The following is a 17,291-nucleotide window of genomic DNA, read 5'->3' as shown; positions in this document are numbered from 1 at the left end:
CCGCGGCGACGGGCGCCGCCCCGGCGCTCGGGCGCGCTCCCGGCCCGCGGCGACATCCGCCGACTCGGCCTGCGGACGCGCCCCGGCCCGCGGCGACGGGCGCCGCCTCAGCGCTCGGACCCGCCCCCGGCCCCGTCCCGCCGGGTCCCCTGAACGGCCAGGACCGCCAGCCCCGCCGCCAGCCAGACCGCACCCACCAGCTGCGCCGTCCAGGCCGCCCCGACGATCACCGCGATCGTCACCGCCGCCCCCAGCACCGGCATCACCAGGTGCTTCCACCAGTTCGGCGCGCCCGCCCCGCGCTGCACCACGAACCAGCCCACCACCGAAGCGTGCAGCAGCGTGAACGCCACCAGCGCGCCCACGTCCACCACGGAGACCAGCTGGTCGAGCCCGTCATCGCGGCGCGCCGCCCAGACCGCCGCGACCAGCGTGATCGTCGCCGCCACGAGCAGCGCCGCCCGCGGGGTCCCGTGCGAGGTGCGCGCCAGAGCCCCCGGCAGCCGCCGCTCGCGGGCCATCGCGAACACCAGCCGGCCCGCCGCCGCCTGCCCCGCCAGCGCCGCGAAGGCCGCCCCGATCGCCTTGCTGACCGCTACCAGATCGTGCAGCCAGTTCCCGACCGAGGACTCCACGGCGGTGTAGAAGGCCGGTCCCTGCTGAGCCGGATCGGCCGCCAGCTGCGCCGAGGACACCGGCATCAGCAGCGCCGCCAGGTAGCTCTGTACGAAGAACAGCACCCCGGCCAGCGCCAGGCAGAACAGCACCGCCCGCGCCACCCGCTCCGAGCCCCCCGTCACCTCCTCCGCGAACGAGGCGATCGCGTCGAAGCCGAGGTACGAGAGGACCGCCACCGACACCGCGCCCAGCACGGCCGCCAGGGAGAAGCCCGGTGACCCGTCCCCGGTCAGCGGCGACAGCCAGCCGCGCTGCGCCCCGTCCCGGACCAGCACCGTCACCGCGGCCACCACGAACACCAGCAGCACCGCGATCTCCATCGCCAGCACCGCGAAGCCCACGCGCGCGGCCGCCCGTACGCCCCACAGGTTCAGCCCGGTGGTCACCAGCACCGCCAGCGCCGTCCACACCCACCGCGAGACCTCCGGGACCAGCGCGTTCATCGCGATCCCGGAGAAGAGGTACGCGACCGCCGGGATCAGCAGGTAGTCGAGCATCGCCATCCAGCCGGCGATCAGCCCCGCGCCCTCGCCGAGCCCCTTGCGGGCGTACGTGAAGACGGAGCCGGCCTGCGGGGCCACCTGGACCATCTGTGCGTACGAGAAGGCCGTGAACGCCATCGCGACCGTCGCGCAGAGGTAGACGAGCGCGACGGCGCCGTGCGATTTCGCGTCGAGGGTGCCGAAGACCCCGACCGGGGCCATGGGGGCGATGAAGAGGAGCCCGTACACGACCAGGTCGCGGAATCCGAGGCTCCGCCGGAGGGCCGCCTTCGGCGCCGTACCGGGGTCCGTCACGGACGCCATCATTCCTCCGGGGGCGCTCGGTTCGTACGTTCGCCCCAGTCTGTGCCGAACGGGCGACGCCCGGCCTCCTGGAGACCCCCGTACGATGGACCGCATGACTGCTGCCGCCCCTGCTCCCGCTTCCCGACGCGTCCTGCTCGCCGCCCCGCGCGGCTACTGCGCGGGCGTGGACCGAGCCGTGATCGCCGTCGAGAAGGCCCTCGAGCAGTACGGTGCGCCGGTCTACGTCCGCCACGAGATCGTGCACAACAAGTACGTCGTGCAGACGCTGGAGAAGAAGGGCGCCATCTTCGTCGAGCGGACGGAGGAGGTGCCCGAGGGCTCCATCGTGATGTTCTCCGCGCACGGCGTGGCCCCGGTGGTGCACGAGGAGGCGGCGCGCGGCAAGCTCGCGACGATCGACGCGACCTGCCCGCTGGTCACCAAGGTGCACAAGGAGGCCATCCGGTACGCGAACGAGGACTTCGACATCCTCCTCATCGGCCACGAGGGCCACGAGGAGGTCATCGGCACCTCGGGCGAGGCCCCGGACCACATCACGATCGTCGACGGCCCGCACGACGTGGAGAAGGTCACCGTCCGCGACGAGTCCAAGGTCGTCTGGCTGTCGCAGACCACGCTCTCGGTCGACGAGACCATGGAGACGGTCGACGCGCTGAAGACCAAGTTCCCGCTGCTGGTCTCGCCGCCGAGCGACGACATCTGCTACGCCACCTCGAACCGCCAGGCGGCGGTGAAGGTGATGGGCGCCGACTCCGACCTGGTCATCGTCGTCGGCTCGAAGAACTCCTCGAACTCGATCCGCCTCGTCGAGGTCGCCAAGGACGCCGGCGCGCGCGCCGCGCACCTCGTGGACTTCGCGAGCGAGATCGACGAGGCCTGGCTGGAGGGCGTCACCACGGTGGGCCTGACCTCGGGCGCCTCGGTGCCGGAGGTGCTGGTCGAGGAGGTCCTGGAGTGGCTCGCCGCGCGCGGCTACGCGGACGTGGAGATCGTCAAGACCGCCGAGGAGTCGATCGTCTTCTCGCTGCCGAAGGAGCTGCGCCGCGACCTGCGCGCTGAAGCGGCCTCGCTGGTCGCCGAGAAGTAGCCCGCTTCGTTTCGTACCGTGATTCCATGCAGATCTTCGGCGTGGACATCGGTGGTTCCGGGATCAAGGGCGCTCCCGCGGACCTGGACCGTGGCGAGCTGGCGCAGGAGCGCCACAAGGTACTGACACCGCAGCCGGCCACCCCCGACGGGGTGGCCGGCTGTGTCGTCGAGGTGGTGCGCCACTTCGCATGGGACGGTCCCGTGGGAGTGACGTTCCCGGGGGTGGTCACCGGCGGGGTCACCCGTACGGCGGCCAACATGGACAAGGGCTGGATCGGCGTCGACACGGCCGCCCTGCTCTCGCAGCGGCTCGGGGGCCAGCCGGTCACGGTGCTCAACGACGCGGACGCGGCCGGGATCGCGGAGATGGCGTACGGCGCGGGCAAGGGCCGCGGCGGGACGGTGATCATGCTGACGCTCGGCACGGGCATCGGCAGCGCGCTTTTCACGGACGGCCGGCTCGTGTCGAACACGGAGCTCGGCCACCTGGAGCTGAAGGGCCACGACGCGGAGAAGCGGGCGTCGGTCAAGGCCAAGGAGGACGGGGACCTGACCTGGGAGCGCTGGGCCCACCGGGTGCAGCGGTACCTGGAGCACGTGGAGATGCTCTTCTCCCCGGACCTGTTCATCATCGGCGGCGGCGTCAGCCGCAAGCCGGAGAAGTTCCTTCCGCTGATCGAGGGCGTACGGGCCGAGATCGTCCCGGCGAAGCTCCAGAACAACGCGGGCATCGTGGGCGCGGCGATGGCGGCGCGCGGATCGGCGGGTCAGGCGGTCTGACGGGTCGGGAGGGTCGGGAGGGTCGGGCGGGTCAGGCGGTCCGGCGGGGGAGCCTGCGCCGGGAGATCAGCACGGCCTTCCGTACGACGACGATCAGCGCGGAGACGAGGGTCCCCCCGTACAGCCAGCCCGCGTGCAGGGCCAGGGCGGACACGATGCCCATGGCCTCCGCGCCGAAGCCGCCGGAGAGGGGCCAGACCCCGACGGCGAAGGCGATCGGCGCGGAGATCGGCGCGGTGATCAGGTCGGCCGGGCGCACCCAGAGGGCGGTGGCGGCCGCGACGAGCAGGAAGAGCAGCCCGTACGCGAGCAGCGAGCCGCCGAAGAGCAGCCAGGCGATCCCGGCGGCCAGGGTCATCGCGACGCAGGCGAACAGCCCGCCGCCGAGCCCGGTCAGCCGGGGGCGCGGCAGCCGCCGGGCGGGCGCGGGCCGCGGGCGGCCGCCCTGGGCGGGCACACCGCCGACGGGCGGGGCCGGGCTCCGCGGCTGCTGCCGCTCCGGCTGCTGCCGCTCCGGCTGCTGTCGCTGCGGGTGATCCGCCGAACGCGTCCTGTAGTGCTCCACCCCACCACGCTAGGCGGGCCGAGCGCGGTATCGGTGTGGGGACACGCGTACAACGACTGCCACTCATCGGAAAGTAAACTGTCCGGTGGCCCACTCCCGGGCCGCCGCCCCCTCCAGCTACGGGAAGTCGCCAACGTGTCGCTCACGATCGGAATCGTCGGCCTGCCGAATGTCGGCAAGTCGACCCTGTTCAACGCCCTGACCAAGAACGACGTGCTGGCGGCCAACTACCCGTTCGCCACCATCGAGCCGAACGTCGGCGTCGTCGGTGTCCCGGACTCGCGTCTGGCCGTCCTCGCCGGCATCTTCGGCTCGCAGCGCGTCCTGCCGGCGACGGTCGACTTCGTCGACATCGCGGGCATCGTGCGCGGCGCCTCGGAGGGCGAGGGCCTGGGCAACAAGTTCCTCGCGAACATCCGTGAGTCGGACGCGATCTGCCAGGTCATCCGCGCCTTCAAGGACGAGAACGTCGTGCACGTCGACGGCAAGGTCTCGCCGAAGGACGACATCGAGACGATCAACACCGAGCTGATCCTCGCCGACCTGCAGTCCATCGAGAAGGCGGTGCCGCGCCTGACGAAGGAGTCCCGCCTCCAGAAGGACAAGGTCGCGGTCCTGGCGGCGGTCGAGAAGGCCCAGAAGATCCTCGAGGCGGGCGACACGCTCTTCTCGCACGGGATCACGAAGGGCACGGAGCAGGGCGACCTCCTCCACGAGCTGCACCTGCTGACCACGAAGCCCTTCCTCTACGTCTTCAACGTGGACGAGGACGAGCTGACGGACGACGCCTTCAAGGCGGAGCAGTCGGCGCTGGTCGCCCCGGCGGAGGCGATCTTCCTGAACGCCAAGCTGGAGCAGGACCTCTCGGAGCTGGACGACGAGGAGGCCCTGGAGCTCCTCCAGTCGGTCGGCCAGGAGGAGCCGGGCCTCGCCACCCTCGGCCGCGTCGGCTTCGCCACCCTGGGCCTGCAGACCTACCTGACGGCCGGCCCGAAGGAAACCCGCGCCTGGACGATCAAGCAGGGCGCCACGGCCCCCGAGGCGGCCGGCGTGATCCACACCGACTTCCAGCGCGGCTTCATCAAGGCCGAGGTCATCTCCTTCGCGGACCTGGTCGAATGCGGCTCGGTCCCCGAAGCCCGCGCCAAGGGCAAGGCCCGCATGGAGGGCAAGGACTACGTCATGCAGGACGGCGACGTGGTCGAGTTCCGCTTCAACGTGTGATGCATCAGATAGCGCCACGTCGCTGATCTGGCAAACATGCAGTTCAGAAGGGGTCGACTCCTCCGGGAGTCGACCCCTTCGTCGTCACTGTGCTGGATGGGTGCTGGATATTCTGACGCCGGATCAGCCGACATCAAGTGTCGTAGACGGTGGAGCGGTGTCCGCCGTGCACGACCCACACCACGAGCTCTCCGTTGTCGATCGTGTAGACGACGCGGTAGTCGCCGACCCGTAGGCGACGGCGTTCGGGCTGTGACACGAGCGCGGTGGTGTTGAAACCGAGGGGATCGGTCTCCAGCTCGGTCAGCTTGGCCAGGATGCGCAGCGCCATGTCGCGAGGGATCTTCCGAAGCTCGGCCTGCGCCTCGGGGCGGAAGACGGTTCGGTACTCACTCACCGCGTGCCAGCGTCTCCCCCATGATGTCCTCGATCGGGATGCCGGGTGCCGGGTTGGCCATGCGCTCGTCGATGATCCGATTGATCTCGCGCTCTTCCCATTCCTGGTACTTGCGCAGCACCTCGATGGAGACGACGGCGGCGACTTCCTTGCCCCGGCGTGTGATCACTGTGGGTACGTCGTCGCGATCGGCGCGCTCCACGACCTCGGCGAGGTGAGCACGCACATCGCGGATGGACTCTATGGGCAGCGGCTGCGTCATGCGCTCAAGCGTACCGAGTGTCCCATGTGTACACAATGCGTCGCGGGCGACGGGCGCTCGTCGCACTCGTGCGTGCTGGATGTGCTGGATGAACTCGCACCGTGCTGGATCGGTGCTGGATAAGGGCTTCGGAAACCGCGTTTTCGCAGGTGGGAGCGTGTGTCGAACATTCCGCTTCAACGTCTGAGCGGATGAAATGACACCACGTCGCTAACGTGGCAAACATGCAGGTCGGAAGGGGTCGGCTCCTCCAGGGGTCGGCCCCTTGCTGTTTCCCGTGCCGGGAAATCTGGCTAGCCGTCAGTCATTTGACCCGTCCGACGGATGTCGAGAGTGGTACGTTATCAGGTACCACTTGAGGGAAGAGGTCAGGTCATGTCCATAACCGCGAGCGAAGCCCGCAAGGAACTCTTTCCGCTGATCAAGAAGGTCAACGAGAACCACGAGGCCATCGAGATCGTCTCGAAGCACGGCAACGCCGTGCTTGTCTCGGCCGAGGATTACGCGGCGCTGCGCGAGGGCTCGTACCTGTTGCGCTCTCCGGCGAACGCCCGTCGGCTGCTCAAGGCGTACGAGAACGCACTGGCCCACGTGAACGTGTCGGAGCGCGAGCTGATCGATCCCGACTCCGTGGACGCGGGTGCGGGTGCCGCGTGAGGCTTGTATTCGAGGATCAGGGCTGGGAGGACTACACGTCCTGGCTCAAGAGCGACCGCAAGATGCTCGCCCGGATCAACAAGCTCATCGAGGACGTCAGGCGTGACCCGTTCTCGGGGGTCGGCAAGCCCGAACCTTTGAAATACCACTTGCCCGGGGCGTGGTCGCGGCGAATCGACGACGAGCACCGCCTCGTCTACTTGGTGACTGACAAAGAGATCGTCATTCTCGCGGCTCGGTACCAGTACTGACCGCTCATGCGGTGCGGGCGGTGCTGGGATGTTGCTCCCATGCCGGGATGGGGTGCTGGGAGAGACCCCTCCGGAACGACGTTTCCGCGGGTCATGGCTCTGCGCCCGACGTTCCGCTTCAACGTCTGAGCGGATGAGGTGGCACCACGTCCTTGACCTGGCAAACATGCAGGTCAGATGAGTTCGGCTCCTCCGGGAGCCGACCCCATCGCCGTCACCGTGGCGGATGTTCTGACGCCGGATCAGCGGGGTCGGGTGTCGTGGACCGTGGACCGGTGTCCCGCGTGAACGACCCAGACCATCAGCTCTCCGTTGTCGAGCGTGTAGACGACGCGGTAGTCGCCGACGCGCAGGCGGCGTCGTTCGGGCTGGGATGCGAGTGCGGTGGTGTTGAAGCCGAGGGGGTCGGTCTCCAACCCGGTCAGTTTGGCCAGGATGCGCAGCGCCATGTCGTGAGGGATCTTCCGAAGCGTCTCCCTCATGACGTCCTCGATCGGGATGCCGGGTGCCGGGTTGGCCATGCGCTCGTGCTGGACAAGAGCTCCGGGAACCGCGTTTTCACAGGTCGGAGCCCTGTGCTGAACTTTCCGCTCCAACGTGTGGTCGTGTGGTTCACAAGGGGTACCCCAGCGACTCGGGCAGTCTCGTGGAGGCCTCGTGAGCCGCCCCGGAGCCGGGGTCCGGGAAGCGGGCACGGTCCGGCGGTGCGCGCAAATGGGGTTGGGCGGGATGGGTGGGCGGAGAGCCTCGTTGACGGGTGGATCTTGGTGAGTAGGGTCACGGAGCGCACGCGGTCTCGACAGCAGACCCGGGGGGAGCGTGGGCGCTTGGGAGGCTCAGGCCGTGACCAGATGGCGATTCCGCACGCGGTTGTGGACCGCGGTGACCACCACCGGCCTGTTGCTGGCCCTGGCCCCCGGACTGGCCGCCGCCGCGCCCCCGGGCGCCGCGGATCCCGCCGATCCCACCGTGCGGCGCGACCCTGCCACCGGGCACGCCCGGATGATCTTCAACTCCGGGGGGTACCTGACCCCGCCGTCCAAGCAGGCCCCCGAGCACGTCGCCCTCGCCTACGTACGCGACCACCGCGGGGAGTTCGGGCTCACCGCCCGGCAGGCCGAGGCGCTCGTCGTCGTCTCCTCGTACCCCACCAAGCACAACGGGGCGCGGCAGGTGACGATCGGCCAGAGCATCGACGGGATGCGCGTCCACGGCGCGCTCCTCACCGCCACCGTCGACAAGCGCGGCCGCCTCGTCATCCTCGGCGGCGCCGTCGTGACCGCCGAGCCGGCCGGCAACGTCGAGCTGACGGCCAAGCAGGCCCTCGACCAGGCGGCCGAGGCCCAGGGTGCGCAGCCCCAGCACACGCAGGCCGGCACCGACAACCGCGACAAGGGCCGGCAGAAGTTCAAGAACGTCTACGCCAAGCGGCTCACGAAGCCCAACGACGTGACCGCCGAACTGGTCTGGTTCCCCACCGACTCCGGCCGCGAGCTGCGCCCCGCCTGGCTCACCGACATCGAGGTCTCGGGTACGTCCTGGTACGAGACGGTGGTCGACGCCGCCGACGGCCGCGTCCTGAGCCGCCAGAGCCGCTACCACCACGCCGGCCCCGAAGGCACCGTCTTCACCGCCCAGCACCCCGACATCAGCGGCGCCACCCGCACCGTCACGCCGCTCACCGGCCGCGACGGCTCCTGGGTCGCGGACCGGCTGACGCAGGGCAACAACGCCAACGCGTACCGGGACGAGGACGGCGACAACCTGGTGCCGGACACCGGGAACGACGCGCTGCGCCCGCAGTCCCCGGCCAGCGGCGACCCGAACCACCAGCACTTCAACTACACGTTCAACGACACCTGGCGCACCAACGCCAACGCCACGCAGGCCAACCTCGACGCCGACGTCAACCCGGTCATCACGCAGCTCTTCTACTACACCAACGTGATGCACGACTACCTCTACGACCTCGGGTTCGACGAGGCGTCGCGCAACTTCCAGGTCGACAACTTCGGCCGCGGCGGCTCGGGCAACGACCCCGTCCTGGCCGAGGCGCAGGACGGCTGGGACCTCGGCTGCCTCGACAACGCCACCCCGCCGAACAGGATCCGCTGCACGAACAACGCCAACTTCGGCACCCCCGGGGACGGCTCCAGCCCGCGCATGCAGATGTACATGTGGCAGCCGCCGGGCCGGCCGTACCGCGACGGCTCGCTCGACGGCGACGTCATCGCGCACGAGTACGGACACGGCGTGTCCAGCCGCCTCGTCGGCGGCGGCAACCTCGGCGACGGCTCCCAGACCGGCGCCCTCGGGGAGGGCTGGAGCGACACGGTCTCCTTCCTCAAGTGGGGCGACGCGACGGTCGGCGAGTACGTCACCGGCAACACCGCCACCGGCATCCGCTCGCAGGCCTACGACACGTCCACCGAGAAGTGGGGCACCTTCAACCCCGCCCGCGGCGTGCACCGCAACGGCGAGATCTGGGCCGCGACGATGTACGACATCCGCGAGGCGAAGGGCGTCGCGTTCACCCAGCAGCTCGTCATCGACGGCATGAAGAGCACCGTCGCCACGCCGAGCTACCTCGACGCGCGCGACGGCATCCTCGCCGCGGACATGACCAGCAACGCGGGCGCGAACCAGTGCCTCCTGTGGCGGGTCTTCGCCGGCCGGGGCATGGGCGCGAACGCCGCGTCCAGCGCCGACCAGAACACCGTGACCGCCGACGAGACCGTCCCGGCCGCCTGCCTGCCGACCGCGAAGGCGGGCGGTCCGTACACGACGAACGAGGGCACGGACGTCACGCTCAGCGCGGCCGGCTCCACCAAGGGGACCGCGCCGTCGGCCGGGAACCTGACCTCGTACGCCTGGGACCTGGACAACGACGGGCAGTACGACGACGCCACCGGGGTCACCGCCGCCTTCGGCGCGGTGGGCCAGGACGGCGTCTCCACCATCGGGCTGAAGGTGACCGACGCCGCCGGCAACACCGACACCGACTCGACGACGGTCACCGTCGCGAACGCCGCACCGGTCGTGACGCTCCAGCCGGTCACCCCGGCCGGCGAGAACAGTCCGGTCACCCTCACGGGCAAGATCAGCGACCCGGGCTGGCTCGACCCGCTGACCGCCACCGTCGACTGGAAGGACGGAGCGGGCGCGCAGGAGCTCACCGGCACACTGGAGAACGACCGCCCCGACGCGACGCTGAGCTTCACGGCGCAGCACACGTACGGGGACGACGGGACCTTCGCCATCGAGGTCTGCGGCAGGGACGACGACACCGTCACCTGCCGGACGGTCGACGCGAAGATCGCCAACATCGACCCGACCGCGGCGATCTCCGGCGACGGGCAGACCACCTACAACGGGCAGAAGGCCTTCATCGCCCACGCCGGCACGCCGGTCGCCGTGACCGGTACGTCGGCCGACCCGGGCAGCGACGACCTGACCCTGAACTGGCTCTGGGGCGACGGAACCTCGGACGCCCTGGTCTCGCTGGTGAACCCGCCGGCCACCGACCCGGACCCGAGCCCCTCGATCCAGCCGCGCGACGTGACGGGGACGAAGTCGCACGCGTACCCGGCCGCGTGCCTGTCCACGCTGACGTTCACCGGCACGGACGACGACGGCGGCTCCGCCTCCGACACGGCCTCCGTCATCACCACCGGCAACACGAAGTGGGCGCACAACCAGGCCTACTGGATGAAGGAGTTCGGCGGGCCTTCGCCGAAGCACTTCACGGCGGCGCAGCGGGCCTGCCTGCTGAGCGTGGCCTCGTTCATGAGCGCCGTGTACGGACCGCTGACCGACGCCCAGGCGTACGCGATCCTCAGCTCGGGATCGCCGCAGCTGCTCGCGGCGTGGCTCAACTTCGCGAACGGGTCGTACGACCTGTCCACGCCGGTCGACACCGACGGCGACTGGAAGACGGACTCGACCTTCGGGGCGGCGGTGGCCAACGCCGAGGCGGTCTACAACAACCCGGCGTCGACGCGGGACCAGCTGCTGAAGCAGGTCGACGTACTGCTGCGCTTCAACGTGCGTGACGGTGGCTGACCGCCGCCTGGTATGCCTCGCCGCCCTCGCCCTCGTCACGGGGTGCGGGGGCGGCCGGGCGCGTCCGCCGGAGAAGGGGACGCACGAGTCGGGCGGCAGGAGCGGTTCGGGCGGTACGGCCGGTACGGCCGGTACGGGTGATCCGGAGGCCGGTACGAGCGCCCCGGGCGTCACCGGCGGTACGAGCGCCACGGCGGCCGGCGCGCCGACCCCGGCGCAGGGCCGCGTACTCACCGGGGCCGACGACGGCTTCGCGGGGCGGCTCGCGGTCGGGCAGACGGCCCGCCTGCGCCTGCCCCTCCCGGAAGGCGGGCCGCAGCCCACCGCCCGGGGCGATGCGGTACAGCTGATCCGCGTCAGCAACGTGACGGGCTCGGGCCACCGCGAATGGGAGCTCCGCGCGGTCCGCCCGGGCACCACCCGCATCACCGTCCCCCGCCCCCCGTCCGCCTCCCCGGCCACCTTGACCCTCACCGTCACGTAGGCGGGAGGGCGGGGGAGCCGGTGGGCCGGCCGATCTCAGGGGCACGCCTGCTCGAACTTGACCACGGTGAACGCAACGGGCTGCCCGGCCAGCCGGGCACCCGCCTTGGGATCCTGCGAGCACACCTTCCAGTTCGACGCCTGGAGCACCATCCGGCTCTGGGCCGCGTCCTTGACGGTGATGCTCGCGTTCGACGGCAGTGCGGCACGGGCGACCTTCATCGACTTGCCGGCGAAGTCCGGCATGGTCCCGCCCGCTTCCGGCTGCGGCCCCGGGTCCGCAGCCGGACAGGTCTCTTCGAGCTTCACGGCGCCGAGGTCGAGCGTCGTGGCGGCAGGGACGGTCGCGCCGGCGACAGGGCTCTGCGAGCAGACCTTCCAGTGCCGGTCCACGGCCTGGAGCCGGCCACGGCCGAGCGCGTCGTGCGACTTCAGCAGGGCGAACCCCGCCGCCTGGGACTCGTCCTGCGCGCTCTGGAGCCCCTTCCCCACGAGCTGAGGAACGGTGGCGGTCTTCGCCGCGGAGCCGGGGGCCTTGGAGGAGGCGGATAAGCCCGACGAGGCGGGCGGAGCCGGCGTGCCGCCGGAGGCCGCCGGGTTCTGGCAGGCCGTGAGGGCGAGAAGTCCGGCGGTGGTGAGGAGGACGGCGGTGTGGTGTGTGCGCATCCGGCCATGCTCGTCGCGACGGGGACCTGCCGGGTGGGAAATGACGGGTCTGTGACACGCGGAGGGGGAGCCGGCCGGACACCCTCTAGGCGAAGTGGGCCGAGGCGAGGAGGGAGCCTTCCGGGGTGAGGAGACGGGCGCCGGCGAGGGTGGTGGCGTTCACGTCGGTCGTCGCGACCCAGTAGCCGTAGCCGTCCTGGAGGGAGAACGTGCCGAGGCGGGTCATCGTGCCGTCCTTGTGGTCGAGTACGCAGCTGATCTCGGGCATCGGCTTCTCCAGGTCCACCGACATGTACACCCAGCCCCGCGCGCCCGGGTGGGCGAACACCCGGCCCACCTCCCGGCCGCCGGTGACCAGCGCGGCCTGGAGCAGCTGGGCGTTCGCGCGGGCCGTCGGGGACGCGGGCGGCGCCGAGGCCTGGATGGCCGTGCCCGCCGCCCAGCCGCCGAAGCCGCACGCCACGGCCAGGGCGGCCGCCGCGGCCGCGACCCGGGGCCGCAGGAGCCGCCGCCGGGCCGCAGGAGCCGGAGCCGGGGCGGGCTCCGGAGCCGGCGGCTGGAGGAGGGCCGTGACCCGGCTCTCGAAGCCGACCGGGGGCTCCGTCCCCGGGAGCAGCCCCAGCAGGTCGTCGCCGACCAGCGCCAGCTGCTCGATGTGCTCCCGGCAGCCGGGGCACTGGTCCAGGTGGGCGACCGCACGGGCGCGCTCCCGGGCCGGAAGGATGCCCAGCGCCAGCTCGGCGTCGAGTTCCCTCAGCTGCTCGCAGGTCATCTCGCTCATCGCCGGCTCTCCTCGGCCCCCAGGGTCCTGCGGAGCTTGTGCATCGCAGTCCGGATCCGCGTCTTGGCCGTCCCCAGCGGCACCTGTTCCATGTCGGCGATCTGCTGCGCGGTCAACCCGTAGATGCCCGCCATCACCAGGGCGCGGGCCTGCTCCCGGGGCAGGGTGGCCACGGCCGCCCGTACGCCGGCCGAGGTCTCGGCGGCGACGGCGTGCTGCTCGGGCGTCTCCGTCACGAGGTCGAGGAGGGCGTCCAGGTCCTCCGGGGCGACCGGATTGGCCCGGCGCGCCCGGACCGCGTCGATCGCCAGATGGTGCGCGATCGCCGTGAGCCAGGTCCGTACGGACCCCCGGCGCGAGTCGTAGACCTGTGCGTGCCGCCACGCCCGCTCGAACGTCTGCTGTGCGATGTCCTCGGCGAGCTGGGCATCGCCCACCACGGCGATGGCCACGCCGAATACCGTGCGCTGGAAGCGGCGCACGAACGCGACGGCGATCTCGGGATCACCCGTCGCAAGGCCCGACAGCAACGCTTCGTCCGGCGCACGCCCGAGCGGGAGGCCCATTCTCTGCACGTCAGTGGATACGTTCGGCCTCCCCGAATGGATTGATTCGGGTTCGTGCGGAAACACCCCTTCATTCTGCTCCTCTCCCCGCTCCCGTTCCCGTCCGCGCCCTCCCGCCCGCCGCCCGCGGGGCACGGCCGACCCCGCCGCCGGGGGTAGGTTGCCTGCAGTCGTTACCCGGCGCGGTCGGGAGCAGTCGGGGGGTGAGGGGCATGCGGCGCAGGGCGGCGGCCGAGGCGATCGGCGCGGGCGAGCGGCTGCACGCCGCGGCCGGTGCGCTGCTGGCCGACCACCGGCGGGCCGTCGACGCCGTACGGGAGGCCTGGGCTCCGATCCACGCCGACCTGGCCCGCTCCGAGCTGCTGCGGATCCCCGCCGACCGGCTCGCCCACGTCACCGAGGGGCGGCTGCGGCCGGCCGCCGTGGCCGCCGTCGAGGCGGCCGGGTTCGACACGGTGCAGCGGGTCCTGGACGCGGGCCGCCACCGGCTGCGCCAGATCCCCGGGGTCGGGCAGCAGACCGCAGACCAGGCGCTCGGCGCCGCTCGGCAGCTCGCCGAGGCCGTCGGGGAGACCGTCGCCGTACACCTCGACGTGGACCGTCCCGAGCCCCGGACCACCGCCCTGGTCGCCGCCCTGTACCCGCTCGTCGAGGCCGGCCCGGACGCCCGCCGGGCCGTCGAGGCCGCCACCGCCCTGGACGCCGGGCTCGGACCGCTGTTCGCCGACGCCGCACCCGCCGCCGGACGGCTGCGGGGCTGGTTCGCGGGGCGGGAGCGGCGCGAACGGGCCCTCGCCGCCCTCACCGAGATCGGCCGGCGGACCGGGCGGGCCACCGCCGAAGGCGTCCCCGCCCTGCTCGGGCAGGCCTCGGTCGACCTGCTGCGCACGGCCGCCGACGAGGCGGCGGCCTGGGTCGACTTCGAGCTGCGCTCCGCCGAGTACTACGGCCTGCTCGCGGAGGTCACCGAGCGGCCCGGCGGCGGCGCCGACCCGGCCGCCGCCCAGGGGTTCCTGCCCGAGGAGCTGGCCGAACGCGTCCGCGCCCAGGCCCTCGACGGCACCCACCGCCGCGTCTCGCTGCGCGGGTACCAGTCCTTCGGCGCCCGCTTCGCCCTCGCCCAGCGGCGGGTGATCCTCGGCGACGAGATGGGACTGGGCAAGACGATCCAGGCACTCGCCGCCCTCGCGCACCTCGCGGCGCAGGGGCACCGCCACTTCCTCGTGGTCTGCCCGGCAGGCGTCCTGATCAACTGGACGCGCGAGATCGAGGCGCGCAGCACCCTGCGGGCGGTCGCCCTGCACGGCCCCGGCCGCCACGACGCGTTCGCGGACTGGCGGGGGGAGGGCGGGGTGGCCGTGACCACCTTCCAGGCGCTGACCGGATTCCCCGAGCCGGCCGCCGAGGAGCTGGGGATGCTCGTCGTGGACGAGGCCCACCAGGTCAAGAACCCGCAGGCGCAGCGCTCGCTCGCGGTGGCCGCCTGGGCCGGGCGCTGTGGTCACGTCCTCTTCCTCACCGGCACCCCGATGGAGAACCGGGTCGCGGAGTTCCGCAGTCTCGTACGGATCCTGCGGCCCGAGGTGGCCTCCGGGATCGGTGAGCTCGACACGGTGGCCGGATCCAAGGCGTTCCGCACGGCCGTGGCGCCCGCGTACCTGCGGCGCAACCAGCGCGACGTACTCGCCGAGCTGCCCGGGATCCAGTGGACCGACGAATGGGAGGAGCTGAGCGCGGCCGACCGGGAGGCCTACCGGGTGGCGGTGCGGGCCGGCAATTTCATGGCGATGCGCAGGGCCGCGTACGCGAGGCCGGAGAAGTCGGCGAAGCTGGCGCGGCTGCGCGAGCTGGTGGCGGACGCCGCCGCCAACGGGCTGAAGGTCGTGGTGTTCTCCGCCTTCCGCGAGGTGCTCGGGGCGGTCGAGGAGGCGCTCGGCCGGCAGCCTTCGGCGGGTGGTGGCGGCAGCGGCCTGCTCTTCGGGCCGATCTCCGGGAGCGTGCCGCCGGCCCGCCGCCAGCGGCTCGTCGACGGGTTCGGCGCGGCGGCCGGGCACGCCGTGCTGCTCGCGCAGATCGAGGCGGGCGGCATCGGGATCAACCTCCAGGCCGCGTCGGTGGTGATCCTGTGCGAGCCGCAGGTCAAACCGACCACGGAGGCGCAGGCCGTGGCCCGCGCGCACCGGATGGGCCAGGTGCGCGCGGTACGGGTGCACCGGCTGCTCGCCACCGACGGGGTGGACCAGCGGATGCTGGAGGTGCTGGACCGCAAGGCCCGGCTCTTCGACGCGTACGCCCGGCGCAGCGTGGTGGCGGAGTCGGCGCCGGAGGCGGTCGACGTCTCGGACACCTCGCTGGCCCGGCGCATCGTAGAGGAGGAACAGGCCCGCTTGGGCGCGGCCGGCTGACGCCGTGCGGGCGGTGCGTCAGAGCCCGCGGACCGAGGCGATCGTGAAGGTCGTCGGCGTGCCCGGGCCCATCGGGCCGCCCTTGTCGAACTGGGAGCGGACCACGAGCGTGCGGCCCGGGGTGTGGCTCAGCGTGGTCGGGATCTGCAGCGACGGGTCCGTGATCGTACGGGTCAGCCGGGCCCGGGTGCCGTCGGGGCTGACGTGCCACCGGGTCAGGGTGTTCGTGGTGTTGTGGGCCACCCGCAGGGTGCCGTCGGGCGCCAGGTCGAGGCCGTCGGCGTGGGTGAGGTCCCCGCCCTGGAGGGCGACGCGGGAGATCGCGCCGGTGCGCAGGTCGATGCGGTGGAGGTCGCCCGCGGTCATGTCCACGGCCAGCAGGAAGCGGCCCGCCGGGTCCGAGACGATGCCGTTGAGGGCGAAGCTGCCGGCCGGTGACGGGGTGAGGTGCCCGCTGAGGTCGTACGCCGGGAGCAGCGCGCCCGAGCCGGCCGCGAGCCGGTCCGGGGTGACCCGGTAGATCACCGAGCGCACGCTGTCCGTCAGGTAGGCGGTGCCGTCCGGGGTGATGGTCAGGTCGTTGACGAACAGCCCGCCGGTCCCGGCGACCTCGAAGTGGGCCAGGCGGCGCCCGGACGCGGTGTCGTAGACGGCGACCCCGGCCGTGGAGTCGGTCACCCACAGGCGGCCGCGGGCGTCGACGCGCAGTCCGTTCGCCGTGTGGCGGCCGTCGGTGCCGGCGGGCAGGAACACCTCGGCGGTGCGCTGCCCGGGGCGGGCCCGGTAGACGGTGCCGTCGGCGTACGAGCCCACGTACACCGTGTGGTCGCGCGGGTCGGTGGCGATGCCCTCGGGATAGACCTTCTCGCCGGGCAGGGTGAACGCGGTGGAGATCCGGCCGGCGGCGCGCGAGGCGGGTTGTGCGGCGGACGGGGCCGCCTGCGAGGCGTGCGCCGCCGGGATCGCGCCCAGCGTGAGCGCCGTGGTCAGGGTCAGGAGCGTCGCGGGCAGGAGCTTCTTCAGCACGGTAGGTGTCCTCTTCCGTATGGGTGAGCACGAAGATATGTTAGAGCTCTAATGCACGCAAGGGCCTTAGGATGCGGCCATGACCTCCATGCCTCCCGAGGAGCGCATCGGCTCGCACGTCAAGCGCGCCGAACAGGCGCTCCTCGCGGCCAAGAACGCCGCGCTCAAGCCCGCCGCGGTAACGGTTCCGCAGTACGCCGCCCTGCTCTGGCTCTCCGAGAAGCCCGGGATCTCGGCCGCCGCGCTCGCCCGCCTGTGCGGGGTGACCCCGCCGACGATGAACACGGTGCTGAAGAACCTCCAGGAGCGCGGCCTCATCGAGCGGACCCCGCACGAGTGGCACCGCAACGTGCTCGAGACCCGGCTGACGGAAGAGGGCCGGATCGCGATGGAGCTCGCCGACGCCGGCGCCGTACGGGTGGAGCGGGCGCTCGCCGCCGCGTTCTCGGCGCAGGAGCGGGAGCAGCTGATCGGCCTGCTCGGGCGGTGCGCCGAGGTGCTCGACGCCCAGAGGTGACGCCCGGAGGTGACGCCCGGAGGCGACGCCCGGAGGTGAGGTCCGATCCGCGCATCGGACCCGACGCAGTACC

Annotated in this window: 18 protein-coding genes; 9 read left to right on the top strand and 9 right to left on the bottom strand. The window is 71.9% G+C overall.

From position 1 onward, the window contains the following. Window positions 1–107 precede the first annotated feature (107 nt). Entirely contained in the window at window positions 108–1,484 is a 1,377-nt protein-coding gene (locus tag ACFXGI_RS11985) for an APC family permease (protein ID WP_384705282.1), read from the bottom strand. An 85-nt stretch (window positions 1,485–1,569) separates the two neighbouring features. On the opposite strand from ACFXGI_RS11985, the gene ACFXGI_RS11980 reads away from it, so the two are divergent. Next, window positions 1,570–2,574, top strand: a complete 1,005-nt coding sequence (locus ACFXGI_RS11980; protein WP_384705281.1) for a 4-hydroxy-3-methylbut-2-enyl diphosphate reductase — start codon at window positions 1,570–1,572, stop codon at window positions 2,572–2,574. A 26-nt stretch (window positions 2,575–2,600) separates the two neighbouring features. Then, window positions 2,601–3,356, top strand: coding sequence for a polyphosphate--glucose phosphotransferase (gene ppgK / locus ACFXGI_RS11975; RefSeq protein WP_384705280.1), 756 nt, complete (start codon window positions 2,601–2,603; stop codon window positions 3,354–3,356). A 31-nt stretch (window positions 3,357–3,387) separates the two neighbouring features. Here ppgK and ACFXGI_RS11970 read toward each other — a convergent pair whose 3' ends face one another. Beyond that, window positions 3,388–3,921, bottom strand: a complete 534-nt coding sequence (locus ACFXGI_RS11970; RefSeq protein ID WP_384705279.1) for a DUF6542 domain-containing protein — start codon at window positions 3,919–3,921, stop codon at window positions 3,388–3,390. A 135-nt stretch (window positions 3,922–4,056) separates the two neighbouring features. On the opposite strand from ACFXGI_RS11970, the gene ychF reads away from it, so the two are divergent. After that, window positions 4,057–5,145 carry a redox-regulated ATPase YchF gene (gene ychF / locus ACFXGI_RS11965; protein WP_384705278.1) on the top strand — a complete coding sequence of 363 codons (1,089 nt, stop codon included), beginning with the start codon at window positions 4,057–4,059 and terminating at the stop codon, window positions 5,143–5,145. Between the two features lie 133 nt (window positions 5,146–5,278). Here the strand turns inward: ychF and ACFXGI_RS11960 are convergent, their stop codons facing one another. Both ACFXGI_RS11960 and ACFXGI_RS11955 read right to left on the bottom strand, forming a co-directional pair. Then, window positions 5,279–5,542, bottom strand: a complete 264-nt coding sequence (locus ACFXGI_RS11960; RefSeq protein ID WP_384705277.1) for a type II toxin-antitoxin system RelE/ParE family toxin — start codon at window positions 5,540–5,542, stop codon at window positions 5,279–5,281. After that, complete coding sequence (locus ACFXGI_RS11955) at window positions 5,535–5,804, bottom strand: type II toxin-antitoxin system Phd/YefM family antitoxin (RefSeq protein ID WP_384705276.1); 270 nt, start codon at window positions 5,802–5,804, stop codon at window positions 5,535–5,537. The genes ACFXGI_RS11960 and ACFXGI_RS11955 overlap by 8 nt, the downstream gene beginning before the upstream one ends. A 375-nt stretch (window positions 5,805–6,179) precedes the next feature. Here ACFXGI_RS11955 and ACFXGI_RS11950 point away from each other — a divergent pair, with 375 nt between their 5' ends. Beyond that, window positions 6,180–6,461 (top strand): type II toxin-antitoxin system Phd/YefM family antitoxin, encoded by a 282-nt coding sequence (locus ACFXGI_RS11950; protein WP_384705275.1) that lies wholly within the window; start codon window positions 6,180–6,182, stop codon window positions 6,459–6,461. Beyond that, the gene (locus ACFXGI_RS11945; protein WP_384705274.1) at window positions 6,458–6,712 is read left to right on the top strand and encodes a Txe/YoeB family addiction module toxin; all 255 of its coding nucleotides are present in this window, start codon (window positions 6,458–6,460) and stop codon (window positions 6,710–6,712) included. Before ACFXGI_RS11950 ends, ACFXGI_RS11945 begins: the two co-directional genes overlap by 4 nt. Before the next feature lie 242 nt (window positions 6,713–6,954). Here the strand turns inward: ACFXGI_RS11945 and ACFXGI_RS11940 are convergent, their stop codons facing one another. Next, window positions 6,955–7,233: a type II toxin-antitoxin system RelE/ParE family toxin gene (locus ACFXGI_RS11940; protein WP_384705273.1), complete on the bottom strand. Its 279-nt coding sequence runs from the start codon at window positions 7,231–7,233 to the stop codon at window positions 6,955–6,957. A 322-nt stretch (window positions 7,234–7,555) separates the two neighbouring features. Here ACFXGI_RS11940 and ACFXGI_RS11935 point away from each other — a divergent pair, with 322 nt between their 5' ends. Then, window positions 7,556–10,774 carry a M36 family metallopeptidase gene (locus tag ACFXGI_RS11935; protein WP_384705272.1) on the top strand — a complete coding sequence of 1,073 codons (3,219 nt, stop codon included), beginning with the start codon at window positions 7,556–7,558 and terminating at the stop codon, window positions 10,772–10,774. After that, entirely contained in the window at window positions 10,767–11,258 is a 492-nt protein-coding gene (locus ACFXGI_RS11930; RefSeq protein WP_384705271.1) for a hypothetical protein, read from the top strand. Before ACFXGI_RS11935 ends, ACFXGI_RS11930 begins: the two co-directional genes overlap by 8 nt. A 35-nt stretch (window positions 11,259–11,293) precedes the next feature. Here ACFXGI_RS11930 and ACFXGI_RS11925 read toward each other — a convergent pair whose 3' ends face one another. The 3 genes from ACFXGI_RS11925 to ACFXGI_RS11915 all read right to left on the bottom strand — a co-directional run bounded on the left by ACFXGI_RS11925 (window position 11,294) and on the right by ACFXGI_RS11915 (window position 13,270). Beyond that, complete coding sequence (locus tag ACFXGI_RS11925) at window positions 11,294–11,923, bottom strand: hypothetical protein (protein ID WP_384705270.1); 630 nt, start codon at window positions 11,921–11,923, stop codon at window positions 11,294–11,296. 85 nt (window positions 11,924–12,008) lie between these two features. Next, window positions 12,009–12,704 (bottom strand): anti-sigma factor family protein, encoded by a 696-nt coding sequence (locus ACFXGI_RS11920; RefSeq protein WP_384705269.1) that lies wholly within the window; start codon window positions 12,702–12,704, stop codon window positions 12,009–12,011. Next, window positions 12,701–13,270, bottom strand: coding sequence for an RNA polymerase sigma factor (locus ACFXGI_RS11915; protein WP_384705268.1), 570 nt, complete (start codon window positions 13,268–13,270; stop codon window positions 12,701–12,703). The genes ACFXGI_RS11920 and ACFXGI_RS11915 overlap by 4 nt, the downstream gene beginning before the upstream one ends. A 212-nt stretch (window positions 13,271–13,482) precedes the next feature. Between ACFXGI_RS11915 and ACFXGI_RS11910 the strand changes: the two genes are divergently transcribed. After that, window positions 13,483–15,675, top strand: coding sequence for a DEAD/DEAH box helicase (locus ACFXGI_RS11910; RefSeq protein WP_384705267.1), 2,193 nt, complete (start codon window positions 13,483–13,485; stop codon window positions 15,673–15,675). 18 nt (window positions 15,676–15,693) lie between these two features. Here ACFXGI_RS11910 and ACFXGI_RS11905 read toward each other — a convergent pair whose 3' ends face one another. Then, complete coding sequence (locus ACFXGI_RS11905; protein WP_384705266.1) at window positions 15,694–16,701, bottom strand: SMP-30/gluconolactonase/LRE family protein; 1,008 nt, start codon at window positions 16,699–16,701, stop codon at window positions 15,694–15,696. Between the two features lie 79 nt (window positions 16,702–16,780). Between ACFXGI_RS11905 and ACFXGI_RS11900 the strand changes: the two genes are divergently transcribed. Then, the gene (locus ACFXGI_RS11900; RefSeq protein ID WP_384705265.1) at window positions 16,781–17,218 is read left to right on the top strand and encodes a MarR family winged helix-turn-helix transcriptional regulator; all 438 of its coding nucleotides are present in this window, start codon (window positions 16,781–16,783) and stop codon (window positions 17,216–17,218) included. Window positions 17,219–17,291: the final 73 nt, after the last annotated feature.

Source organism: Streptomyces sp. NPDC059355 (assembly GCF_042752335.1).
In the GTDB taxonomy this organism is placed as follows: domain Bacteria; phylum Actinomycetota; class Actinomycetes; order Streptomycetales; family Streptomycetaceae; genus Streptomyces.
The sequence above is the reverse complement of the archived record's forward strand: the minus strand, read 5'-3'. Positions and strand labels throughout refer to the sequence as shown.

Excerpts from the sequence above, each read along its gene's own strand:
- ACFXGI_RS11920 (WP_384705269.1), bottom strand. The coding sequence starts at position 12,704 with ATGAGCGAGATGACCTGCGAGCAGCTGAGGGAACTCGACGCCGAGCTG.
- ACFXGI_RS11950 (WP_384705275.1), top strand. The coding sequence starts at position 6,180 with ATGTCCATAACCGCGAGCGAAGCCCGCAAGGAACTCTTTCCGCTGATC.
- ACFXGI_RS11985 (WP_384705282.1), bottom strand. The coding sequence starts at position 1,484 with ATGGCGTCCGTGACGGACCCCGGTACGGCGCCGAAGGCGGCCCTCCGG.
- ACFXGI_RS11915 (WP_384705268.1), bottom strand. The coding sequence starts at position 13,270 with ATGGGCCTCCCGCTCGGGCGTGCGCCGGACGAAGCGTTGCTGTCGGGC.
- ppgK (WP_384705280.1), top strand. The coding sequence starts at position 2,601 with ATGCAGATCTTCGGCGTGGACATCGGTGGTTCCGGGATCAAGGGCGCT.
- ACFXGI_RS11955 (WP_384705276.1), bottom strand. The coding sequence starts at position 5,804 with ATGACGCAGCCGCTGCCCATAGAGTCCATCCGCGATGTGCGTGCTCAC.
- ACFXGI_RS11910 (WP_384705267.1), top strand. The coding sequence starts at position 13,483 with ATGCGGCGCAGGGCGGCGGCCGAGGCGATCGGCGCGGGCGAGCGGCTG.
- ACFXGI_RS11900 (WP_384705265.1), top strand. The coding sequence starts at position 16,781 with ATGACCTCCATGCCTCCCGAGGAGCGCATCGGCTCGCACGTCAAGCGC.
- ACFXGI_RS11940 (WP_384705273.1), bottom strand. The coding sequence starts at position 7,233 with ATGGCCAACCCGGCACCCGGCATCCCGATCGAGGACGTCATGAGGGAG.
- ACFXGI_RS11925 (WP_384705270.1), bottom strand. The coding sequence starts at position 11,923 with ATGCGCACACACCACACCGCCGTCCTCCTCACCACCGCCGGACTTCTC.
- ACFXGI_RS11980 (WP_384705281.1), top strand. The coding sequence starts at position 1,570 with ATGGACCGCATGACTGCTGCCGCCCCTGCTCCCGCTTCCCGACGCGTC.